We start from the raw sequence: 16953 nt of genomic DNA on the forward strand, positions 1-16953 counted from the left end.
GCAGGGTAAATGTGGGAGGGGGCTTGCTCCCGATAGCGGTGTGTCAGCCAGCAAATCCATTGCTGACACATCGCTATCGGGAGCAAGCCCCCTCCCACATTTGATTCGATGTGTTGCTTGGATCCGGTTCGCCTGCTACACCTTGTTGCACAGTGCCCACGACAAGGAAGCAGTCACATGTCAATCGAGTCAGAAGTATCCCTGGATGGGAAGAAGTTGACGATCGCAATCAAGGGCCGGTTCGATTTCGGCAGCCATCAGGCGTTTCGGGAGGCCTACGAGCGGTTCTACAAGGTGCCCGAGACCTATATTGTCGATCTCAAGGAGACCACCTATATGGACAGTTCTGCCTTGGGCATGCTCCTGCTGCTACGTGATCATGCGGGCGGAGATGACGCCGAGGTTCGTGTGCTCAACAGCAACTCCGACGTGCGCAAGATCCTCGCCATCTCCAACTTCGACAAGTTGTTCGACATCAGTTGAGCGCCCTGGCCCCGGTCCTTGAGGCGCTGACCATCCTGATCGCCGAAGACAGCGCCGCCGACCGTCTGTTGCTGTCGACCATCATTCGTCGTCAGGGCCACCAGGTGTTGACTGCCAGTAATGGTGTCGAGGCGGTCGAGATCTTTGCCCTCGAGCGCCCGCAGCTGGTGTTGATGGACGCGCTGATGCCGGTGATGGATGGCTTCGAAGCCGCCCGGCAGATTAAGCAACTGGCGGGGGAGGCGCTGGTGCCGATCATCTTCCTTACCTCATTGCGTGAAAGCGAAGCCCTGGCCCAGTGCCTGGATGCCGGTGGCGACGACTTCCTGCCCAAACCCTACAACCCACTGATCCTGGCGGCGAAGATCAACGCCATGGACCGCCTGCGGCGCCTGCAGGCCATGGTCCTGCAACAGCGTGACCTGATCGCCAGGCACCACGAACACCTGCTGCATGAGCAGCGGGCGGCCAAGGCGGTGTTCGACAAGGTTGCCCATTCCGGTTGTATCAACGCCGCACCGAATATCCGCTACCTGCAATCGCCCTATGCGCTGTTCAACGGTGACTTGCTGCTGGCGGCCTACACACCGTCCGGTGACATGCATGTGTTGCTCGGCGACTTCACCGGCCATGGGCTGCCTGCTGCCATCGGCGCCATGCCCCTGGCCGAGGTGTTCTATGGCATGACCGCCAAGGGTTATGGCTTGACCCAGACGTTGCGAGAGATGAACGCCAAGCTCAAGCGTATCCTGCCGGTGGACATGTTCTGCTGCGCCACCTTGCTGTGCCTGAGCGCCCAGCGGCGGGCGGTGGAGGTGTGGAACGGCGGCATGCCCGAAGGCTATGTGCATGAAGTCGCCACCGGCCGGCGCACGCCGTTGATATCGCGACATCTGCCCTTGGGTGTGTTGTCGGCGGAGGCGTTCGATGACAGCACTGAGGTCTGGCCCATGGCCTTGGGCGACCGGGTGTTCCTGCTCTCCGATGGCGTGCTGGATACCGCTGACGCCAACGACCAGTTGTTCGGTGCCGCCCGCTTGCAACAGGTGTTCGCCGCCAACCGCGAGCCCGACCGCCTGTTCGAGGATATCGAACAGGCCCTGGCAGCATTTCGCGGCCAGACGCGGGACGATGTGAGCATGGTCGAGATCACTTTGCTGTCTGCTCCGCCGCTGCGTATGGCTGAGCCAATGTATGCCGACAGCGGCCAGTCGAGCCCGCTGGACTGGTCGGTGAGTTTCGAGTTTCGCGCCCAGACTCTCAAAAACTACAACCCGCTGCCGTACTTGCTGCAACTGCTGCTGGAGGTCCACGGCCTGCGCGAGCAGAGCGGGGCGCTCTACAGCGTGATGGCCGAGTTGTATTCCAATGCCCTGGAGCATGGCGTGCTGGGCCTGGATTCAGCGCTCAAGCGCGATGCGCAGGGTTTTGCGCAGTATTATCGCCAGCGCAATGAGCGGCTGGCGCAATTGAATAGTGGCTATGTGCGCGTGCATGTACAGGTGGCGCCGACCGACCAGGGTGGCACTATGACCTTGCGGGTTGAAGACAGCGGGTCGGGTTTTGACGTAGACAGGGAATTGGCGCGGCCGGTGGACGTCGACCGTCTGTCTGGCCGGGGCTTGAGTCTGGTGCGTCAATTGAGCAGCGCCGTACGCTGGTCCGATGGCGGGCGCAGCGTCTGCGTGGAATTTTGTTGGGAGGCTCTGGCATAATCCGCCGATTCTTGATCAAGGAGCGAGCAAGTGGCTGAGATTCATTTGGATCCCGACGTGTTGTCGGGTTTGCAGGACGTCATGGAGGGGGAGTATCCCAAACTGCTCGACACCTTCCTCGATGACTCGCAAAAGCGCATCGAAGCGCTGCGCAACGCGCGCGACGATGCCAAGGCGTTGGGACGGATTGCGCACAGTTTCAAAGGCAGCAGTGGCAACCTCGGGGCGGTGCGGCTGGCGCAGTTGTGTCAGCGGCTGGAGACGGAGTCCGTCAAGCCATCATCGGATCTGGGCGAATTGGTTGACCAGATCGATCATGAGTTCGCGTTGGTCCGGCCGCTGTATGAATCGGAGCGCCAACGCTTCAGTTTCTGAATCATCGCGCCAAACCTGGCCCGACTCTTGCTCTATCTCCAAGAACTGCATCCCCGACCTTCATGCAGTGGAGACCCTTACTTATGCCAGTCGCTCCCAATTCGCTTCTACAGGCTGCCCCCGCGGCCAAGCCTCAAGCGCCTGTCGCCACCCCGGCGGTAGCGGTTGCGGCCCCGCGTGACAAGGGTGCTGGCTTTGCTCAAGTGTTTGCCAACCAAGGTCCCAAGCCGGCGCCGAAGGCCGGCGACAGCCCAGGCAAAGTCACACGTGACAAGCCTGCTGATACCAACGCCAAACCGGCTGCCGATAGCGATGCCCCTGCCGCCAGCAAACCAGCGGTTGCCGATAGCGGCAATTCCTTGCCTGCCAAGCCGCCGGCCAAGGCCGACGACGGCGCTGGCAGCGACGGCGACAAAGCCACCGACCCGTCCCAGGCGCAACAGCCCCCGGTTGACCCGGTGGTCGATCCAGCGGTGATCGCTGCAATGACGCCGGTGCCTGTGCCCGTGCAAGCCTCGGCTCCCGCCGTGGCTGCCGAGGACGCGGCCCTGCCCGTCGCCGTGACCGATGAAGCCAAGCCGACGGCCTTCGACCCGGAGGCTGACCCCCTGGATGCGATGCCAGCTGTGCGTCTGGCGATGGAGCAGGGCGGCCACGTGTCGGCCAGCAGCCAGGCGGCGCAGAAAACTGCGATCCAGGACCAACCGACCGCCGCGCAGAGCTTTGCCGCCGGCCTGGCCACTATGGTCGACCAGCAAGCCACCAAGGACAGCACCGACCAGGGTGGCGACAATGCTTTCAGCGGGCTGATTGATGACGGCCTCAAGGACCTCAAGAACGCCAACAGCGACACCCGCGTGGATGATTTCGCCAACCGCCTGGCTGCGCTGACCCAGGCCGCCACGCCGAAAACCGCGAATGCCTTGCCGCCGGTCAACAATGCGCCACTGGCCATGCACCAGAGCGGCTGGACCGAAGAAGTGGTCAACCGCGTGATGTACCTCTCCAGCGCCAACCTCAAGTCGGCGGAGATCCAGTTGCAGCCGGCCGAGCTGGGGCGCCTGGATATCAAGGTCAACATGACCGCAGACCAGCAGGCCCAGGTCAGCTTCATGAGCGGCCATGCGGTGGTGCGTGAAGCCCTGGAAAGCCAGTCCGGACGCTTGCGCGAAATGTTCGCCCAGCAGGGTATGGGGCAGGTGGATGTGAATGTGTCTGACCAGTCCCGTGGACAGGAGCAGCAGCAACAGCAGGCCCAAACCCGTGGTGTGAGCGCTGGCGGCGGGCGCGGTGGCGACAGCGGCGGCCAGGTGGAGGTAGCTGAAGCCGTGGCGCCGGTGACCCAGACTGTCATCGGCTCCAGCGCCGTCGACTACTACGCCTGATTCAAGCCCTGTGAAGGTCAAAATGTGGGAGGGGGCTTGCCCCCGATAGCGGTGTGTCAGCAATGGATTTGTTGACTGACACACTGCTATCGGGGGCAAGCCCCCTCCCACATTTGATTTGGGTTGCCTTCGCGCTAGACAACTCTGGCATAACACTTGCTCTTGTCTTCCCGTAGATCTATGAATCCCCGAATAGTGACGGATTATTGGCATGGCGAAGAGCGACGACGCAGCAACTCCCCCCGCAGCAGGCAAAGGCAAGCTCAAGCTGATCCTGTTGATTGTGCTGGGCCTGCTCCTGGCCATCGGTGCCTCGATTGGCGGCACCTGGTACATCATGCACAGCAGTGCAAGCAAGCCGGTGCCCGCCGCTGAAACCGCCACTAACGTCAAGCAACCGGCAATCTTCGAACAGATGCTTCCGGCGTTTGTTGCCAATTACAACGTCAACGGTCGTCAGCGCTACCTGCAGGTGAGCATTACCTTGCTGGCGCGCAACCAGGCGGACCTGGACGCCCTCAAGGTGCATATGCCGGTGATCCGTAACAATCTGGTGATGCTGTTCTCCGGGCAGGCCTTCGACAGCCTCGCCACCCCGGTCGGCCAGGAAATGCTGCGTCAGAAGGTCACTGCCAGCGTGCAGGAAGTGGCCCAGAAAGAACTCGGCAAAGTCGTGGTCGAGCAGGCGCTCTTCACTAACTTCGTATTGCAGTAGGATCACGACATGGCCGTGCAGGACCTGCTGTCCCAGGATGAAATCGACGCGCTGTTGCACGGCGTGGACGATGGTCTGGTACAGACCGAAATGTCTGCCGAACCCGGCAGCGTCAAAAGCTACGACCTGACCAGCCAGGATCGCATCGTCCGTGGACGCATGCCGACCCTGGAAATGATCAACGAACGCTTTGCCCGCTATACCCGCATCAGCATGTTCAACATGTTGCGCCGCTCGGCGGACGTGGCGGTGGGCGGCGTGCAGGTGATGAAGTTCGGTGAATACGTGCACTCGCTGTACGTGCCCACCAGCCTCAACCTGGTCAAGATCAAGCCGTTGCGCGGCACCGCGCTGTTCATCCTCGACGCCAAGCTGGTGTTCAAGCTGGTGGACAACTTCTTCGGTGGCGACGGCCGCCACGCCAAGATCGAAGGGCGTGAGTTCACCCCCACCGAACTGCGTGTAGTGCGCATGGTGCTGGAACAGGCCTTCATCGACTTGAAGGAAGCCTGGCAGGCGATCATGGAAGTCAATTTCGAGTACATCAACTCGGAAGTGAACCCGGCCATGGCTAACATCGTCGGCCCCAGCGAGGCGATTGTAGTGTCGACCTTCCACATCGAGCTCGATGGCGGTGGCGGTGACCTGCACGTGACCATGCCGTACTCGATGATCGAACCGGTGCGCGAGATGCTCGACGCCGGCTTCCAGTCCGACCTCGACGACCAGGACGAGCGCTGGGTCAAGGCCCTGCGCGAAGACCTGCTGGACGTCGACGTGCCCCTGAGCGCCACCGTGGCTCGTCGCCAGTTGCGCCTGCGGGATATTTTGCACATGCAACCGGGGGACATCATCCCCGTCGAACTGCCGGAAGAACTGATCATGCGCGCCAACGGCGTGCCGTCGTTCAAGGTCAAGCTCGGTTCCCACAAGGGAAACCTGGCGCTGCAGGTGGTCGAGCCGATCACCCGCCGCTGATGCACCCCTATTTATGAATGTTTGCTTCGCCGAGGACATGTAATGGCTACCGAACACGAAAACACTTCCGCCGAAGACCAGGCCCTGGCTGACGAGTGGGCTGCGGCCCTGGAAGAAACCGGCGATGTCGGCCAGGACGACATCGACGCGCTGCTGGCCGCCGACGCCGCCACCGCACCGGCTGGCAATCGCCTGGCGATGGAAGAATTCGGCAGCGTGCCGAAGAACAACGAGCCGGTGACCCTCGATGGCCCGAACCTGGATGTGATCCTCGACATCCCGGTATCGATCTCCATGGAAGTGGGCAGCACCGAAATCAACATCCGCAACCTGCTGCAACTCAACCAGGGCTCGGTGATCGAGCTCGACCGCCTGGCCGGTGAGCCTCTGGACGTGCTGGTCAACGGCACCCTGATCGCCCACGGCGAGGTGGTGGTGGTCAACGAGAAGTTCGGCATTCGCCTGACGGACGTGATCAGCCCGAGCGAACGCATCAAGAAGTTGCGCTGAGATGAAGTATTCGATGGCGGGACTGTTGCTGGCGCTGCCATTGAGCGCCCTGGCGGCGGAGCCGGTTGCCCAGGCGGCTGCGGCGCCGGTGGTCGGCAGTGGTGTCGGCGGGCAATTGACCCAGCTGGTGCTGGGCCTGTTGCTGGTGGTCGGCTTGATATTCGTGCTGGCCTGGCTGATGCGCCGCGTACAGGGCATCGGCCCGGGCAATGCCCAGGTCATCGAGCTGGTTGGCTCGCGCGCTCTCGGCCCACGGGATCGCCTGGTGCTGGTGCAGGTTGGCGAGGAGCAGATCCTGCTCGGTATCACTCCCGGCCGTATTACCCCGCTGCATGTACTCAAGACACCGGTGAACGTGGATCAGTCCCAGCCGGCCACGCCAGAATTCGCCCAGCGCCTGATGGAGTTGCTGGGCAAGGATCAGAAGGATAAGAAGTAATGCGCGTTTTCTTGACGCTCATGCTGTTGCTGGCCGCGCCGATGGCCCTGGGGGCCGACCCGTTGTCGATCCCGGCGATCACCCTGGGTACCAGCGCGGCCGGTGCCCAGGAGTATTCGGTCAGCCTGCAGATCCTGCTGATCATGACCGCGCTGAGCTTTATCCCGGCGTTTGTCATGCTGATGACCAGCTTCACGCGGATCATCATCGTCTTCTCGATCCTGCGCCAGGCCCTGGGCCTGCAGCAGACGCCGTCGAACCAGATCCTCACCGGTATGGCCTTGTTCCTGACGCTGTTCATCATGGCGCCGGTGTTCGACAAGGTGAACCAGCAAGCCCTGCAACCTTACCTCGCGGAAAAGCTCAACGCCCAGGACGCCATCGACAAGGCCCAGGGCCCGATCAAGGACTTCATGCTGTCGCAAACCCGCTCCAGCGACCTTGAGCTGTTCATGCGCCTGTCCAAGCGCACCGACATCGCCACCCCGGACCAGGCGCCGCTGACCATCCTGGTGCCGGCGTTCGTCACGTCTGAATTGAAGACTGCGTTCCAGATAGGTTTCATGATCTTTATCCCGTTCCTGATCATCGACCTGGTGGTGGCGAGCGTGCTGATGGCCATGGGGATGATGATGCTGTCGCCGTTGATCATCTCGCTGCCGTTCAAGATCATGCTGTTTGTGCTGGTGGACGGCTGGGCGCTGATTATCGGCACCCTGGCCGGCAGTTTCGGAGGCGTGTGATTTGTTAGGTGAAGCAGCATGACCCCAGAAGTCGCCGTCGACCTGTTCCGTGAAGCGCTATGGCTGACCACCATGATGGTCGCCGTGCTGGTGGTGCCGAGCCTGTTGGTAGGCCTGTTGGTGGCGATGTTCCAGGCAGCCACCCAGATCAACGAACAGACCCTGAGCTTCCTGCCGCGCCTGCTGGTGATGCTGGTCACCCTGATCGTCGCCGGCCCGTGGCTGGTGCAAACCTTTATGGAATACATCCTGCAGCTGTACGGCAGTATTCCGCAGTTGATCGGCTGACCTGATGCAGTCGTTGCTGGCCCTCACCGACACCCAGATCAGCACCTGGGTGGCCTCGTTCATCCTGCCGCTGTTTCGCGTGGCGGCGGTGCTGATGAGCATGCCGGTGTTCGGTACTACCCTGGTGCCGCAGCGTGTGCGGCTGTATTTCGCCGTGGCGATCACAGTGGTGATCGTTCCTGGCCTGCCGCCGATGCCGCCGGTCAACGCCCTGGACCTCAGTGCCTTGATGCTGATTGCCGAACAGATCCTGATCGGCGCGCTGCTGGGGTTCTCCCTGCAACTGTTCTTCCAGGCGTTCGTGATCGCCGGGCAGATCATCTCGATCCAGATGGGCATGGGCTTCGCCTCGATGGTCGACCCCACCAACGGTGTGTCGGTGGCGGTGATCGGGCAATTCCTGACCATGCTGGTGACCTTGCTGTTCCTGGCCATGAACGGCCATCTGGTGGCATTCGAAGTGCTCACCGAGAGCTTCACCACCTTGCCGGTGGGCTCGGGGCTGGTAGTCAATCATTTCTGGGAGTTGGTGGGACGCCTCAGCTGGGTGCTGGGCGCCTCGCTGCTGCTGGTGCTGCCGGCGATCACCGCACTGTTGGTGGTCAACATTGCGTTCGGCGTGATGACCCGTGCGGCGCCGCAACTGAACATCTTCTCGATCGGTTTCCCCTTGACCCTGGTGTTGGGCATGGGGATTTTCTGGGTCGGCCTGGCTGACATTCTCAATCAGTATCAACCGCTGGCCACCGACGCCTTGCAGTTCTTACGTGATCTGGCACGGGCGCGCTGAGCCATGGCCGAGAGCGAGAGTGGTCAGGACAAGACAGAAGACCCCACGGAGAAACGTAAAAAGGACTCCAGGGAAAAGGGCGAGATTGCACGCTCCAAAGAGCTGAATACCTTCGCCACCATGATGGCCGGCGCCGGTGCTTTGCTGATCTACGGCGGTGGCCTGGCGCTGGACCTGATGGAGCTGATGAAGCACAACTTCAGCCTGCCCCGCGAGGTGCTGCTCAGCCCCGGCGCCATGGGCCAATACCTGCTGCATTCGGGCCAGATCGCGATCCTGGCGGTGCAACCGATCCTGATCACCCTGTTGCTCGCCGCGCTGATCGGCCCGGTGGCACTCGGCGGCTGGTTGTTCGCCGCTGGCAGCATGGCGCCCAAATTCAGCCGCATGAACCCCGGCGCCGGGCTCAAGCGCATGTTTTCCGCCAAGGCCCTGGTGGAGCTGCTCAAGGCCCTGGCCAAGTTCATCCTGATTCTGTTCGTGGCCCTGGCCGTACTGTCGTCCGACATCGATGACTTGCAGCGCATCGCCCATGAGCCGCTCGAATCCGCGATCATCCATAGCGTGCAAGTGGTGGGCTGGAGTTCCCTGTGGATGGCCCTGGGGCTGATCCTCATTGCCGCGGTGGATGCGCCGATCCAGCTGTGGGAAAGCCACAAGAAACTGCTGATGACCAAGCAGGAAGTGCGCGACGAACACAAGGACCAGGAAGGCCGCCCCGAGGTCAAGCAACGCATCCGCCAACTGCAGCGCGAGATGTCCCAGCGCAAGATGATGGCCTCGGTGCCCGACGCCGACGTGATCATCACCAACCCGACCCACTACGCCGTGGCCCTCAAGTACGACCCCGAGAAGGGTGGTGCGCCAATGTTGCTGGCCAAGGGCAGCGACTTTACCGCGCTGAAAATCCGCGAAATCGCCGTGGCCAACGACATCCTGCTGCTGGAATCCCCGGCGCTGGCGCGGTCGATCTTCTACTCCACCGACCTCGACCAGGAAATCCCGGCCGGGTTGTACCTGGCGGTGGCCCAGGTGCTGGCGTACGTCTACCAGATCCGCCAATACCGCGCCGGCAAGGGCAAGCGCCCGGACCCGCTCAAAGACCTGCCGATCCCGCCGGATTTACGTCGCGACACTTGATGCCTCTCTGACCTGTCAACTTTGACAGTAGCCATGACGCCGCCTTCACTGTTTGATACAGCGATGAGGCGCGCAGCCATGCGCGCCTCGGGAGGCGCAGATGGATAAGGGCACGGTCAGGTGGTTCGACGCGGTCAAGGGCATTGGCTTTATTGCCCGAGACCGTGATGGCAATGAGGTTGCTGTTGAGCCCAAAGGCGCTAAGAACGCTGAAGTTCCGCCCGCCGCGCCCAAGCGACGAAAACCCCGCAAGCGGAAAAAACCACTGGATACATGATTCGACGGTTCTAGCACCCATCGGCTGCTTGCGTCTACCTGTCAACTTTGACAGTAGCCAAAGGGCGCGTGCCGTTGTTTAGTACAGATCAGGCACTTCGCGCATGTAGTAAACCGGATGCAGGGGAGAGCGGTATTGAAGCTGGCTACAGGTACTGTCAAATCCTATGAGTTGGCCCGGGGAGAGTGGTTGATTGCGTTGGATGATGAGGAAGAATGCGTATTCGTCGATTGGAGCGATTGGCATTGGGCTGCGCTATCGATTGGTGAGCAGATAATGTTTCAGATGATCAATAAACCTAAGGGCGTTTATGCGCTTCCTGTCGGCGCAAGCGTGCAGGGCGGGTCTATAGGTGTAAGGAGAAGGGCAATGGCAACGGGTACTGTGAAGTGGTTTAACGTGGAGAAGGGCTTTGGTTTTATTACCCTGGATGATGGAGGGGCGGATGTTTTTGCCCATTACTCGGCAATTCAGTCGAATGGATACAAAAGTCTGGAAGAAAACCAAAGAGTTGAGTTTGATATAGCACAAGGACCAAAAGGTCTGCAGGCCGAGAATATACGGCCTCTTTGAAGGCTCAAATGTGGGAGGGGGTAAGCCCCCTCCCACATGTGGAACGTGTTATCCGCTGCTGGCCGCGCTCGTCAGTGCTGCGCCAGCGTGCACACGATCAGCCAGTAATTGCGCCAGTTCGATCAACTGCGCAACGCCGAGCAACTCCTCTCGTTTAGGGCCTTCCAGGTCAAATGCCAGGTCGCAGCTCAGGGCATTGGCCGAAGCGAGTGTTTCACTGAGGTTGACCAGCAGGTCTTCGGTGCTGATGCCGTCGGCTACGGTAAACAGCCGGATGGGGGGATTTGGGGTGGGTTTGATCATTTTGACGTTCCTAGAAAAGTGGAGCCGCCACTGATCGCCGCGACGCGATGGAGGGTGGCAGCTGTACGCAGGTTCGCGGACCGGTCTAGGAACAACCCGGCATACCCGAAGGTATCCCGCGCACAGCCGCCATAGCGCCGCACAGTAGACGATAAAAAACCGCTTACTGAAAGGGAGATGGTGCTTTTGTTCCGTAGTAAACCGGGCCGCGACGCCCGACCGCTGCGTTTGCAGCGGTGTACGGAGACTAGAGAGCCGGTTTCCTAGGGGCAACCCCAAATCCTTGTCAGAAATTTCCTCGGTAGCCCCGGCTGTACACAGATCAAATGTGGGAGGGGGCTTGCTCCCGATAGCGGTGAATCAGCCAAACATCAGTGCCTGATACACCGCTATCGGGAGCAAGCCCCCTCCCACATTTGGATTGATTTACACCCGGTGGCCCGGGGTGTTTGCGAGGTTCTCCGGGCCCAAAAGCAAAGTTGGAAGGCTTCTTGCAATACCGCCTTCAAGTCGCCCTTCAGCGTCAAAACTTTGCTTCAAGGACACGAGGAATACCGGTGGTAGATCGCTCTCAAATGCTCAACACGGCCCGTGGCACCCTGACTGATCTGTCGCGGGGCAATCTGGGTGTGCCGTTGTTGTTGCTGGTAATGCTGGCAATGATGATGTTGCCGATGCCACCGTTCCTGCTCGACGTGTTCTTCACTTTCAACATTGCCCTGTCTGTCGTGGTCCTGCTGGTCTGCGTGTACGCGCTGCGGCCGCTGGATTTCGCGGTATTCCCCACCATCCTGCTGATTGCGACCCTGCTGCGCCTGGCGCTGAACGTGGCGTCGACGCGGGTGGTGATGCTCCACGGCCAGGACGGCCACGCCGCCGCCGGTAAGGTGATCCAGGCCTTCGGTGAGGTGGTGATCGGCGGTAACTACGTGGTCGGTATCGTGGTGTTCGCAATCCTGATGATCATCAACTTCGTGGTGGTGACCAAGGGCGCCGGGCGGATTTCCGAGGTAAGCGCGCGCTTTACCCTCGATGCGATGCCCGGCAAGCAGATGGCCATCGACGCCGACCTCAATGCCGGCCTGATCGACCAGAACCAGGCCAAGACCCGCCGCCTGGAAGTGGCCCAGGAGGCCGAGTTCTACGGCTCCATGGACGGTGCCAGTAAGTTCGTGCGCGGTGACGCCATCGCCGGCCTGTTGATTCTGTTTATCAACCTGATCGGCGGCATGGCGGTCGGCATCTTCCAGCACGGCATGACCTTCGGCGATGCCGGCAAGGTCTACGCCTTGCTGACCATCGGTGACGGTTTAGTGGCGCAATTGCCATCACTGTTGTTATCCACAGCGGCGGCCATCATGGTGACCCGTGCTTCGGGCTCCGAAGACATGGGCAAGCAGATCAGCCGGCAGATGTTCGCGTCGCCCAAGGCCTTGGCCGTGGCGGCGGGCATCATGGCGATCATGGGCATCGTGCCGGGCATGCCCCACGTGTCGTTCCTGACCATGGCCGCCTTGGCCGGTGGCGGTGCCTACCTGTTCTGGAAAAAACAGAACCAGGTCAAGGTCCAGGCCCTGCAGGAGGTTGCACGCCAACAGGAACTGCTGCCATCCCCAGCCCGCGCCCAGGAAACCAAGGAGTTGGGTTGGGACGACGTGACCCCGATCGACATGATCGGCCTGGAAGTCGGCTACCGCCTGATCCCGCTGGTGGATCGCAACCAAGGCGGGCAATTGCTGGCGCGGATCAAGGGCGTGCGCAAGAAGCTGTCCCAGGACCTGGGCTTTTTGATGCCCACCGTGCATATCCGCGACAACCTCGACCTGGCCCCCAGTGCCTACCGCCTGACCCTGATGGGTGTGATCCTCGCCGAAGCCGAGATCTACCCGGACCGCGAACTGGCGATCAACCCCGGCCAGGTGTTCGGTACCCTCAACGGCATCACCGCCAAAGATCCGGCTTTTGGCCTGGAAGCGGTGTGGATCGAAGTCAGCCAGCGCAGCCAGGCGCAGTCCCTGGGTTACACCGTGGTCGATGCCAGTACGGTGGTCGCCACCCACCTCAACCAGATTCTCTACAAACACTCCCACGAGCTGATCGGCCATGAGGAAGTCCAGCAATTGATGGGCCTGCTGGCCAAGTCGTCGCCGAAACTGGCCGAAGAGCTGGTGCCGGGCGTGCTGACGCTGTCGCAATTGCTCAAGGTGTTGCAGGCGCTGCTGGCCGAACAGGTGCCGGTGCGCGACATTCGCAGCATTGCCGAGGCCATCGCCAACAATGCCGCCAAGAGTCAAGATACTGCCGCGCTGGTGGCGGCGGTGCGCGTCGGATTGTCCCGTGCAATCGTGCAAAGCATTGTAGGCATTGAGTCTGAGCTGCCTGTTATCACCTTGGAGCCAAGGTTGGAACAAATATTGCTCAATAGTATTCAGAAGGCCGGTCAGGGCCAGGAAGAAGGTGTTTTGCTGGAGCCAAGCATGGCTGAAAAGCTGCAGCGTTCGTTGATCGATGCCGCGCAGCGCCAGGAAATGCAGGGCAACCCGGTCATTCTTTTGGTGGCCGGTCCGGTTCGGGCGATGTTGTCGCGGTTTGGACGCTTGGCTGTACCGAATTTGCACGTGTTGGCTTACCAGGAAATTCCTGACAATAAGCAAGTGACTATCGTCGCGACAGTAGGGCCCAATGGCTGAGGTAGTGGGTTATGCAAGTTAAGCGTTTTTTCGCCGCCGATATGCGTCAGGCCATGAAACTGGTCCGTGATGAGCTGGGCGCCGACGCCGCGATTATCGGTAACCGTCGGATTGCCGGCGGTGTCGAGCTGACGGCTGCGCTGGATTACACGCCCCAGGCCCTGGCCCCGCGTGTGCCGAACATGGAACTCGAAGACGAGTTGCGCAAGACTGCCTCGCGCATTGTGTCGGCCCAGGCTGAACTGAGCATGCGTGGCGACAGCGACGCCAGCACCAATCGCCAATTGTTCGCCGGCCTGCCGTTGACGGCTGCCGAGCCGCTGGTAGAACCGACGTTCGTCGAGCCACCGCGTCCAGCTGCGCCAGCCCCGGCCGCCGCTGTCGACCAACGTGTGTTCGACTCGATGCGCTTTGAACTCAACGGCCTGCGCGAATTGCTCGAAGTGCAGCTGGGCTCGCTGGCCTGGACGCAACTGCAAGGCAGCAAGCCGCAACAGGCCAACCTCTGGCGTCGCCTGCAACGCATCGGCCTGTCCGGCCCGTTGTCCCGCGATTTGCTGGCCTTGACCGCCGAAGTCGAAGAACCCCGCCAGGCCTGGCGCATGCTGCTGGCGCACTTGGCACGCATGATCGCTACGCCGGAAATCGAACCTCTGGAAGAGGGCGGTGTGATTGCCATGGTCGGCCCCGCCGGCATGGGCAAGACCACCACCCTGGCCAAGCTGGCCGCCCGTTATGTGCTCAAGTACGGCGCACAGAATATCGCTCTGGTGAGCATGGACAGCTACCGCATCGGCGCCCAGGAGCAGCTCAAGACCCTGGGGCGCATCCTCAATGTGCCGGTGACCCACGTCGACCCGGGCCAGTCCCTGGCCAATGCCCTCGACCCGCTGCTGCGCAAGCGCGTGGTGCTGATCGATACCGCCGGCCTGCAAGCCAGCGATCCGGCGCTGCGCATGCAACTCGAAAGCCTGGCCGGGCGTGGCATCAAGTCGAAAAATTACCTGGTGCTTGCAACCACCAGCCAGAAACAGGTTCTTACCGCTGCTTACCACAGTTACAAGCGTTGCGGCCTGGCCGGTTGCATCCTCACCAAACTCGATGAAACTGCGAGCCTGGGCGAAGTGTTGAGCCTGGCCATCAGCCATGAATTACCGGTCGCCTACCTGACCGACGGGCCGCGGATCCCGGATGATCTGCATCTGCCGCGCCGTCATCAGTTGGTCAGCCGTGCCGTAAGTGTGCAAATGCAAGAAGAGCCTAGCGAGGAAGCGATGGCCGATATGTTCGCCGACCTTTACCACCACCCGGCTAAACGGGTCGGTTAAGGCAGGATGAACACCGTGAAATGTACCTACATCGATGGTCTGCAAGCGATTCACGCGGCCAAGCCATGTAGCCTGCGTCTAAGCAAGACAAGGTAAAGAAATAAAATGGGCAGCATGCATCCCGTACAGGTGATCGCGGTGACCGGCGGCAAAGGTGGCGTCGGCAAAACTAACGTGTCAGTGAATTTGTCCCTGGCCCTGGCAGAGCTTGGCCGTCGCGTCATGCTGCTGGATGCTGACCTGGGCTTGGCGAACGTGGACGTTCTGCTGGGGCTGACACCCAAACATACCCTTGCCGATGTGATCGAGGGCCGCTGTGAGCTGCGCGATGTGCTGCTCCAGGGTCCCGGTGGCATCCGCATCGTGCCGGCTGCCTCGGGCACCCAGAGCATGGTGCACCTGAGCCCCGCGCAGCATGCCGGGCTGATCCAGGCGTTCAGCGATATCGGCGACAACCTCGATGTGCTGGTGATCGACACTGCCGCCGGGATCGGCGAGTCGGTGGTCAGCTTCGTGCGCGCAGCGCAAGAAGTGCTGCTGGTGGTGTGCGACGAGCCCACTTCGATCACCGATGCCTACGCGTTGATCAAACTGCTTAACCGCGACTACGGCATGAACCGCTTCCGCGTGCTGGCCAACATGGCCCAAAGCCCGCAGGAAGGGCGCAACCTGTTCGCCAAGTTGACCAAGGTCACGGACCGCTTCCTCGATGTGGCTTTACAATACGTTGGCGCAGTTCCTTACGACGAGTGTGTGCGCAAGGCCGTGCAAAAGCAGCGTGCGGTCTACGAAGCGTTCCCTCGTTCCAAGTGCGCACTGGCGTTCAAGGCCATTGCCCAGAAGGTCGATACCTGGCCGTTGCCCGCCAACCCCCGGGGGCATCTGGAATTTTTCGTCGAGCGTTTGGTGCATCAGACGAGCGCAGGACCGGTGCTATGACATCCAGCGGCTACAACCTTTACAAAAAGTCGGCACGTGACAGCCAGGGCGAATTGATCGAGCGTTACGCGCCCCTGGTCAAGCGCATTGCCTATCACCTGTTGGCGCGCCTGCCGGCCAGTGTGCAGGTCGAGGACTTGATCCAGGCCGGCATGATCGGCCTGCTCGAAGTGTCGACCAAATACGACGCGAGCAAGGGTGCGAGTTTCGAGACGTATGCGGGCATCCGTATCCGTGGCGCGATGCTCGATGAAGTGCGTAAAGGGGATTGGGCGCCGCGTTCGGTACACCGCAATACGCGCATGGTCAGTGATGCAATTCGTGCAATTGAAGCAAAAACCGGTCGTGACGCTAAAGATCATGAAGTTGCGGCCGAACTCCAATTGAGTCTCGACGATTATTACGGGATTTTGAACGATACCTTGGGCAGCCGCCTGTTCAGTTTCGACGACCTGCTGCAGGACGGCGAACACGAAGGGCTGCACGAGGACGGCGCGAGTGCACATCTCGAACCGTCTCGCGACCTGGAAGACGAACGTTTCCAGAGCGCGTTGGCGGACGCGATTGCCAATTTGCCGGAGCGTGAGCGCCTGGTACTGGCGCTGTACTACGACGAAGAGCTGAACCTCAAGGAAATCGGTGAGGTGCTGGGGGTCAGCGAATCGCGTGTCAGCCAGTTGCATAGCCAGTGCGCGGCCCGCTTGCGGGGGCGATTGGGAGAGTGGCGCGCGCGCTGACAGGCAGTGTGGGGACACTGCAGACGCTACCGTGAAGCCGCAAGGTTCGCGGGCTCGTACCGTGGTGCCCTGGGCAGTCCTTTTTGTGTAACGCCTGTTGATTGAAATGGCGCGTCCAGGTGCTGGGCGCGTTTAAGACTGCTTGGAGGTCGAATTGGACAAGAACATGAAAATCCTCATCGTTGATGACTTCTCAACGATGCGGCGGATCATAAAAAACCTGTTGCGTGACCTTGGGTTCACCAACACGGTCGAGGCGGATGATGGCATCACGGCGATTCCGATCCTCAACAGCGGAAGCATCGATTTTCTGGTAACCGACTGGAACATGCCGGGCATGACCGGTATCGATCTGCTGCGCCATGTACGTGCCGATGAAAAACTGCGCAGCCTGCCTGTGCTGATGGTGACCGCTGAAGCCAAGCGTGAACAGATCATCGAAGCCGCCCAAGCCGGGGTCAACGGCTACGTGGTCAAGCCATTCACTGCACTGGCCTTGAAAGAGAAGATTGAAAAAATCTTCGAACGCATCGGTCATTGATGCT

General features: G+C 60.9%; 20 protein-coding genes. 19 read left to right on the forward strand and 1 reads right to left on the reverse strand.

Translation table 11 applies throughout. The features are described from left to right. Positions 1 to 177 precede the first annotated feature (177 nt). From BLU48_RS04100 to BLU48_RS04160, 14 genes are all read left to right on the forward strand, one after another. A complete protein-coding gene (locus BLU48_RS04100) occupies positions 178 to 483 on the forward strand; it encodes an STAS domain-containing protein (RefSeq protein WP_046071792.1) in 306 nt (101 codons plus the stop codon). Beyond that, positions 480 to 2198, forward strand: coding sequence for a fused response regulator/phosphatase (locus tag BLU48_RS04105; RefSeq protein WP_057023027.1), 1719 nt, complete (start codon positions 480 to 482; stop codon positions 2196 to 2198). The genes BLU48_RS04100 and BLU48_RS04105 overlap by 4 nt, the downstream gene beginning before the upstream one ends. Positions 2199 to 2228: 30 nt before the next feature. Further along, complete coding sequence (locus BLU48_RS04110) at positions 2229 to 2573, forward strand: Hpt domain-containing protein (protein WP_046071794.1); 345 nt, start codon at positions 2229 to 2231, stop codon at positions 2571 to 2573. A gap of 83 nt (positions 2574 to 2656) precedes the next feature. Next, entirely contained in the window at positions 2657 to 3958 is a 1302-nt protein-coding gene (locus tag BLU48_RS04115; protein ID WP_057023026.1) for a flagellar hook-length control protein FliK, read from the forward strand. Between the two features lie 211 nt (positions 3959 to 4169). Beyond that, a complete protein-coding gene (gene fliL / locus BLU48_RS04120) occupies positions 4170 to 4673 on the forward strand; it encodes a flagellar basal body-associated protein FliL (RefSeq protein WP_043049689.1) in 504 nt (167 codons plus the stop codon). Positions 4674 to 4682: 9 nt separating this feature from the next. Next, entirely contained in the window at positions 4683 to 5651 is a 969-nt protein-coding gene (gene fliM, locus BLU48_RS04125; RefSeq protein ID WP_057011782.1) for a flagellar motor switch protein FliM, read from the forward strand. Between the two features lie 42 nt (positions 5652 to 5693). Further along, positions 5694 to 6161 (forward strand): flagellar motor switch protein FliN, encoded by a 468-nt coding sequence (gene fliN, locus BLU48_RS04130; protein ID WP_043049691.1) that lies wholly within the window; start codon positions 5694 to 5696, stop codon positions 6159 to 6161. A 1-nt stretch (position 6162) separates the two neighbouring features. Further along, the gene (fliO, locus tag BLU48_RS04135) at positions 6163 to 6600 is read left to right on the forward strand and encodes a flagellar biosynthetic protein FliO (protein ID WP_046071797.1); all 438 of its coding nucleotides are present in this window, start codon (positions 6163 to 6165) and stop codon (positions 6598 to 6600) included. After that, positions 6600 to 7343: a flagellar type III secretion system pore protein FliP gene (gene fliP / locus BLU48_RS04140; RefSeq protein WP_057023025.1), complete on the forward strand. Its 744-nt coding sequence runs from the start codon at positions 6600 to 6602 to the stop codon at positions 7341 to 7343. The genes fliO and fliP overlap by 1 nt, the downstream gene beginning before the upstream one ends. An 18-nt stretch (positions 7344 to 7361) precedes the next feature. After that, positions 7362 to 7631, forward strand: coding sequence for a flagellar biosynthesis protein FliQ (gene fliQ / locus BLU48_RS04145; RefSeq protein WP_003175300.1), 270 nt, complete (start codon positions 7362 to 7364; stop codon positions 7629 to 7631). A 4-nt stretch (positions 7632 to 7635) separates the two neighbouring features. Next, complete coding sequence (fliR, locus tag BLU48_RS04150) at positions 7636 to 8421, forward strand: flagellar biosynthetic protein FliR (RefSeq protein WP_046071799.1); 786 nt, start codon at positions 7636 to 7638, stop codon at positions 8419 to 8421. A 3-nt stretch (positions 8422 to 8424) separates the two neighbouring features. After that, a complete protein-coding gene (flhB, locus tag BLU48_RS04155; RefSeq protein WP_057011780.1) occupies positions 8425 to 9561 on the forward strand; it encodes a flagellar biosynthesis protein FlhB in 1137 nt (378 codons plus the stop codon). A gap of 100 nt (positions 9562 to 9661) precedes the next feature. Further along, positions 9662 to 9838, forward strand: coding sequence for a cold-shock protein (locus BLU48_RS31605; RefSeq protein WP_124356225.1), 177 nt, complete (start codon positions 9662 to 9664; stop codon positions 9836 to 9838). A 369-nt stretch (positions 9839 to 10207) separates the two neighbouring features. Then, entirely contained in the window at positions 10208 to 10411 is a 204-nt protein-coding gene (locus BLU48_RS04160; RefSeq protein WP_057023161.1) for a cold-shock protein, read from the forward strand. Between the two features lie 48 nt (positions 10412 to 10459). Here BLU48_RS04160 and BLU48_RS04165 read toward each other — a convergent pair whose 3' ends face one another. After that, entirely contained in the window at positions 10460 to 10714 is a 255-nt protein-coding gene (locus BLU48_RS04165; protein WP_057023024.1) for a DUF6124 family protein, read from the reverse strand. Between the two features lie 575 nt (positions 10715 to 11289). Here BLU48_RS04165 and flhA point away from each other — a divergent pair. The 5 genes from flhA to BLU48_RS04190 all read left to right on the forward strand — a co-directional run bounded on the left by flhA (position 11290) and on the right by BLU48_RS04190 (position 16949). Beyond that, a complete protein-coding gene (gene flhA, locus BLU48_RS04170) occupies positions 11290 to 13404 on the forward strand; it encodes a flagellar biosynthesis protein FlhA (RefSeq protein ID WP_046071801.1) in 2115 nt (704 codons plus the stop codon). A gap of 11 nt (positions 13405 to 13415) precedes the next feature. Next, on the forward strand, positions 13416 to 14732 hold the full coding sequence (gene flhF / locus BLU48_RS04175) for a flagellar biosynthesis protein FlhF (protein ID WP_005790047.1): 1317 nt from the start codon (positions 13416 to 13418) through the stop codon (positions 14730 to 14732). 105 nt (positions 14733 to 14837) lie between these two features. After that, complete coding sequence (fleN, locus tag BLU48_RS04180; protein ID WP_003192912.1) at positions 14838 to 15671, forward strand: flagellar synthesis regulator FleN; 834 nt, start codon at positions 14838 to 14840, stop codon at positions 15669 to 15671. After that, positions 15668 to 16408 carry an RNA polymerase sigma factor FliA gene (gene fliA / locus BLU48_RS04185; RefSeq protein WP_046071802.1) on the forward strand — a complete coding sequence of 247 codons (741 nt, stop codon included), beginning with the start codon at positions 15668 to 15670 and terminating at the stop codon, positions 16406 to 16408. The genes fleN and fliA overlap by 4 nt, the downstream gene beginning before the upstream one ends. 166 nt (positions 16409 to 16574) lie before the next feature. Then, complete coding sequence (locus BLU48_RS04190) at positions 16575 to 16949, forward strand: chemotaxis response regulator CheY (protein ID WP_005790040.1); 375 nt, start codon at positions 16575 to 16577, stop codon at positions 16947 to 16949. Positions 16950 to 16953 lie beyond the last annotated feature (4 nt).

Origin of the sequence: Pseudomonas synxantha (assembly GCF_900105675.1) — a bacterium.
Classification (GTDB): Bacteria; Pseudomonadota; Gammaproteobacteria; order Pseudomonadales; family Pseudomonadaceae; genus Aquipseudomonas; species Aquipseudomonas synxantha.

Excerpts from the sequence above, each read along its gene's own strand:
- BLU48_RS04100 (WP_046071792.1), top strand. The coding sequence starts at position 178 with ATGTCAATCGAGTCAGAAGTATCCCTGGATGGGAAGAAGTTGACGATC.
- BLU48_RS04115 (WP_057023026.1), top strand. The coding sequence starts at position 2,657 with ATGCCAGTCGCTCCCAATTCGCTTCTACAGGCTGCCCCCGCGGCCAAG.
- fliL (WP_043049689.1), top strand. The coding sequence starts at position 4,170 with ATGGCGAAGAGCGACGACGCAGCAACTCCCCCCGCAGCAGGCAAAGGC.
- fliM (WP_057011782.1), top strand. The coding sequence starts at position 4,683 with ATGGCCGTGCAGGACCTGCTGTCCCAGGATGAAATCGACGCGCTGTTG.
- fliN (WP_043049691.1), top strand. The coding sequence starts at position 5,694 with ATGGCTACCGAACACGAAAACACTTCCGCCGAAGACCAGGCCCTGGCT.
- fliO (WP_046071797.1), top strand. The coding sequence starts at position 6,163 with ATGAAGTATTCGATGGCGGGACTGTTGCTGGCGCTGCCATTGAGCGCC.
- fliP (WP_057023025.1), top strand. The coding sequence starts at position 6,600 with ATGCGCGTTTTCTTGACGCTCATGCTGTTGCTGGCCGCGCCGATGGCC.
- fliQ (WP_003175300.1), top strand. The coding sequence starts at position 7,362 with ATGACCCCAGAAGTCGCCGTCGACCTGTTCCGTGAAGCGCTATGGCTG.
- fliR (WP_046071799.1), top strand. The coding sequence starts at position 7,636 with ATGCAGTCGTTGCTGGCCCTCACCGACACCCAGATCAGCACCTGGGTG.
- flhB (WP_057011780.1), top strand. The coding sequence starts at position 8,425 with ATGGCCGAGAGCGAGAGTGGTCAGGACAAGACAGAAGACCCCACGGAG.
- BLU48_RS31605 (WP_124356225.1), top strand. The coding sequence starts at position 9,662 with ATGGATAAGGGCACGGTCAGGTGGTTCGACGCGGTCAAGGGCATTGGC.
- BLU48_RS04160 (WP_057023161.1), top strand. The coding sequence starts at position 10,208 with ATGGCAACGGGTACTGTGAAGTGGTTTAACGTGGAGAAGGGCTTTGGT.
- BLU48_RS04165 (WP_057023024.1), bottom strand. The coding sequence starts at position 10,714 with ATGATCAAACCCACCCCAAATCCCCCCATCCGGCTGTTTACCGTAGCC.
- flhA (WP_046071801.1), top strand. The coding sequence starts at position 11,290 with ATGCTCAACACGGCCCGTGGCACCCTGACTGATCTGTCGCGGGGCAAT.
- flhF (WP_005790047.1), top strand. The coding sequence starts at position 13,416 with ATGCAAGTTAAGCGTTTTTTCGCCGCCGATATGCGTCAGGCCATGAAA.
- fleN (WP_003192912.1), top strand. The coding sequence starts at position 14,838 with ATGGGCAGCATGCATCCCGTACAGGTGATCGCGGTGACCGGCGGCAAA.
- fliA (WP_046071802.1), top strand. The coding sequence starts at position 15,668 with ATGACATCCAGCGGCTACAACCTTTACAAAAAGTCGGCACGTGACAGC.
- BLU48_RS04190 (WP_005790040.1), top strand. The coding sequence starts at position 16,575 with ATGAAAATCCTCATCGTTGATGACTTCTCAACGATGCGGCGGATCATA.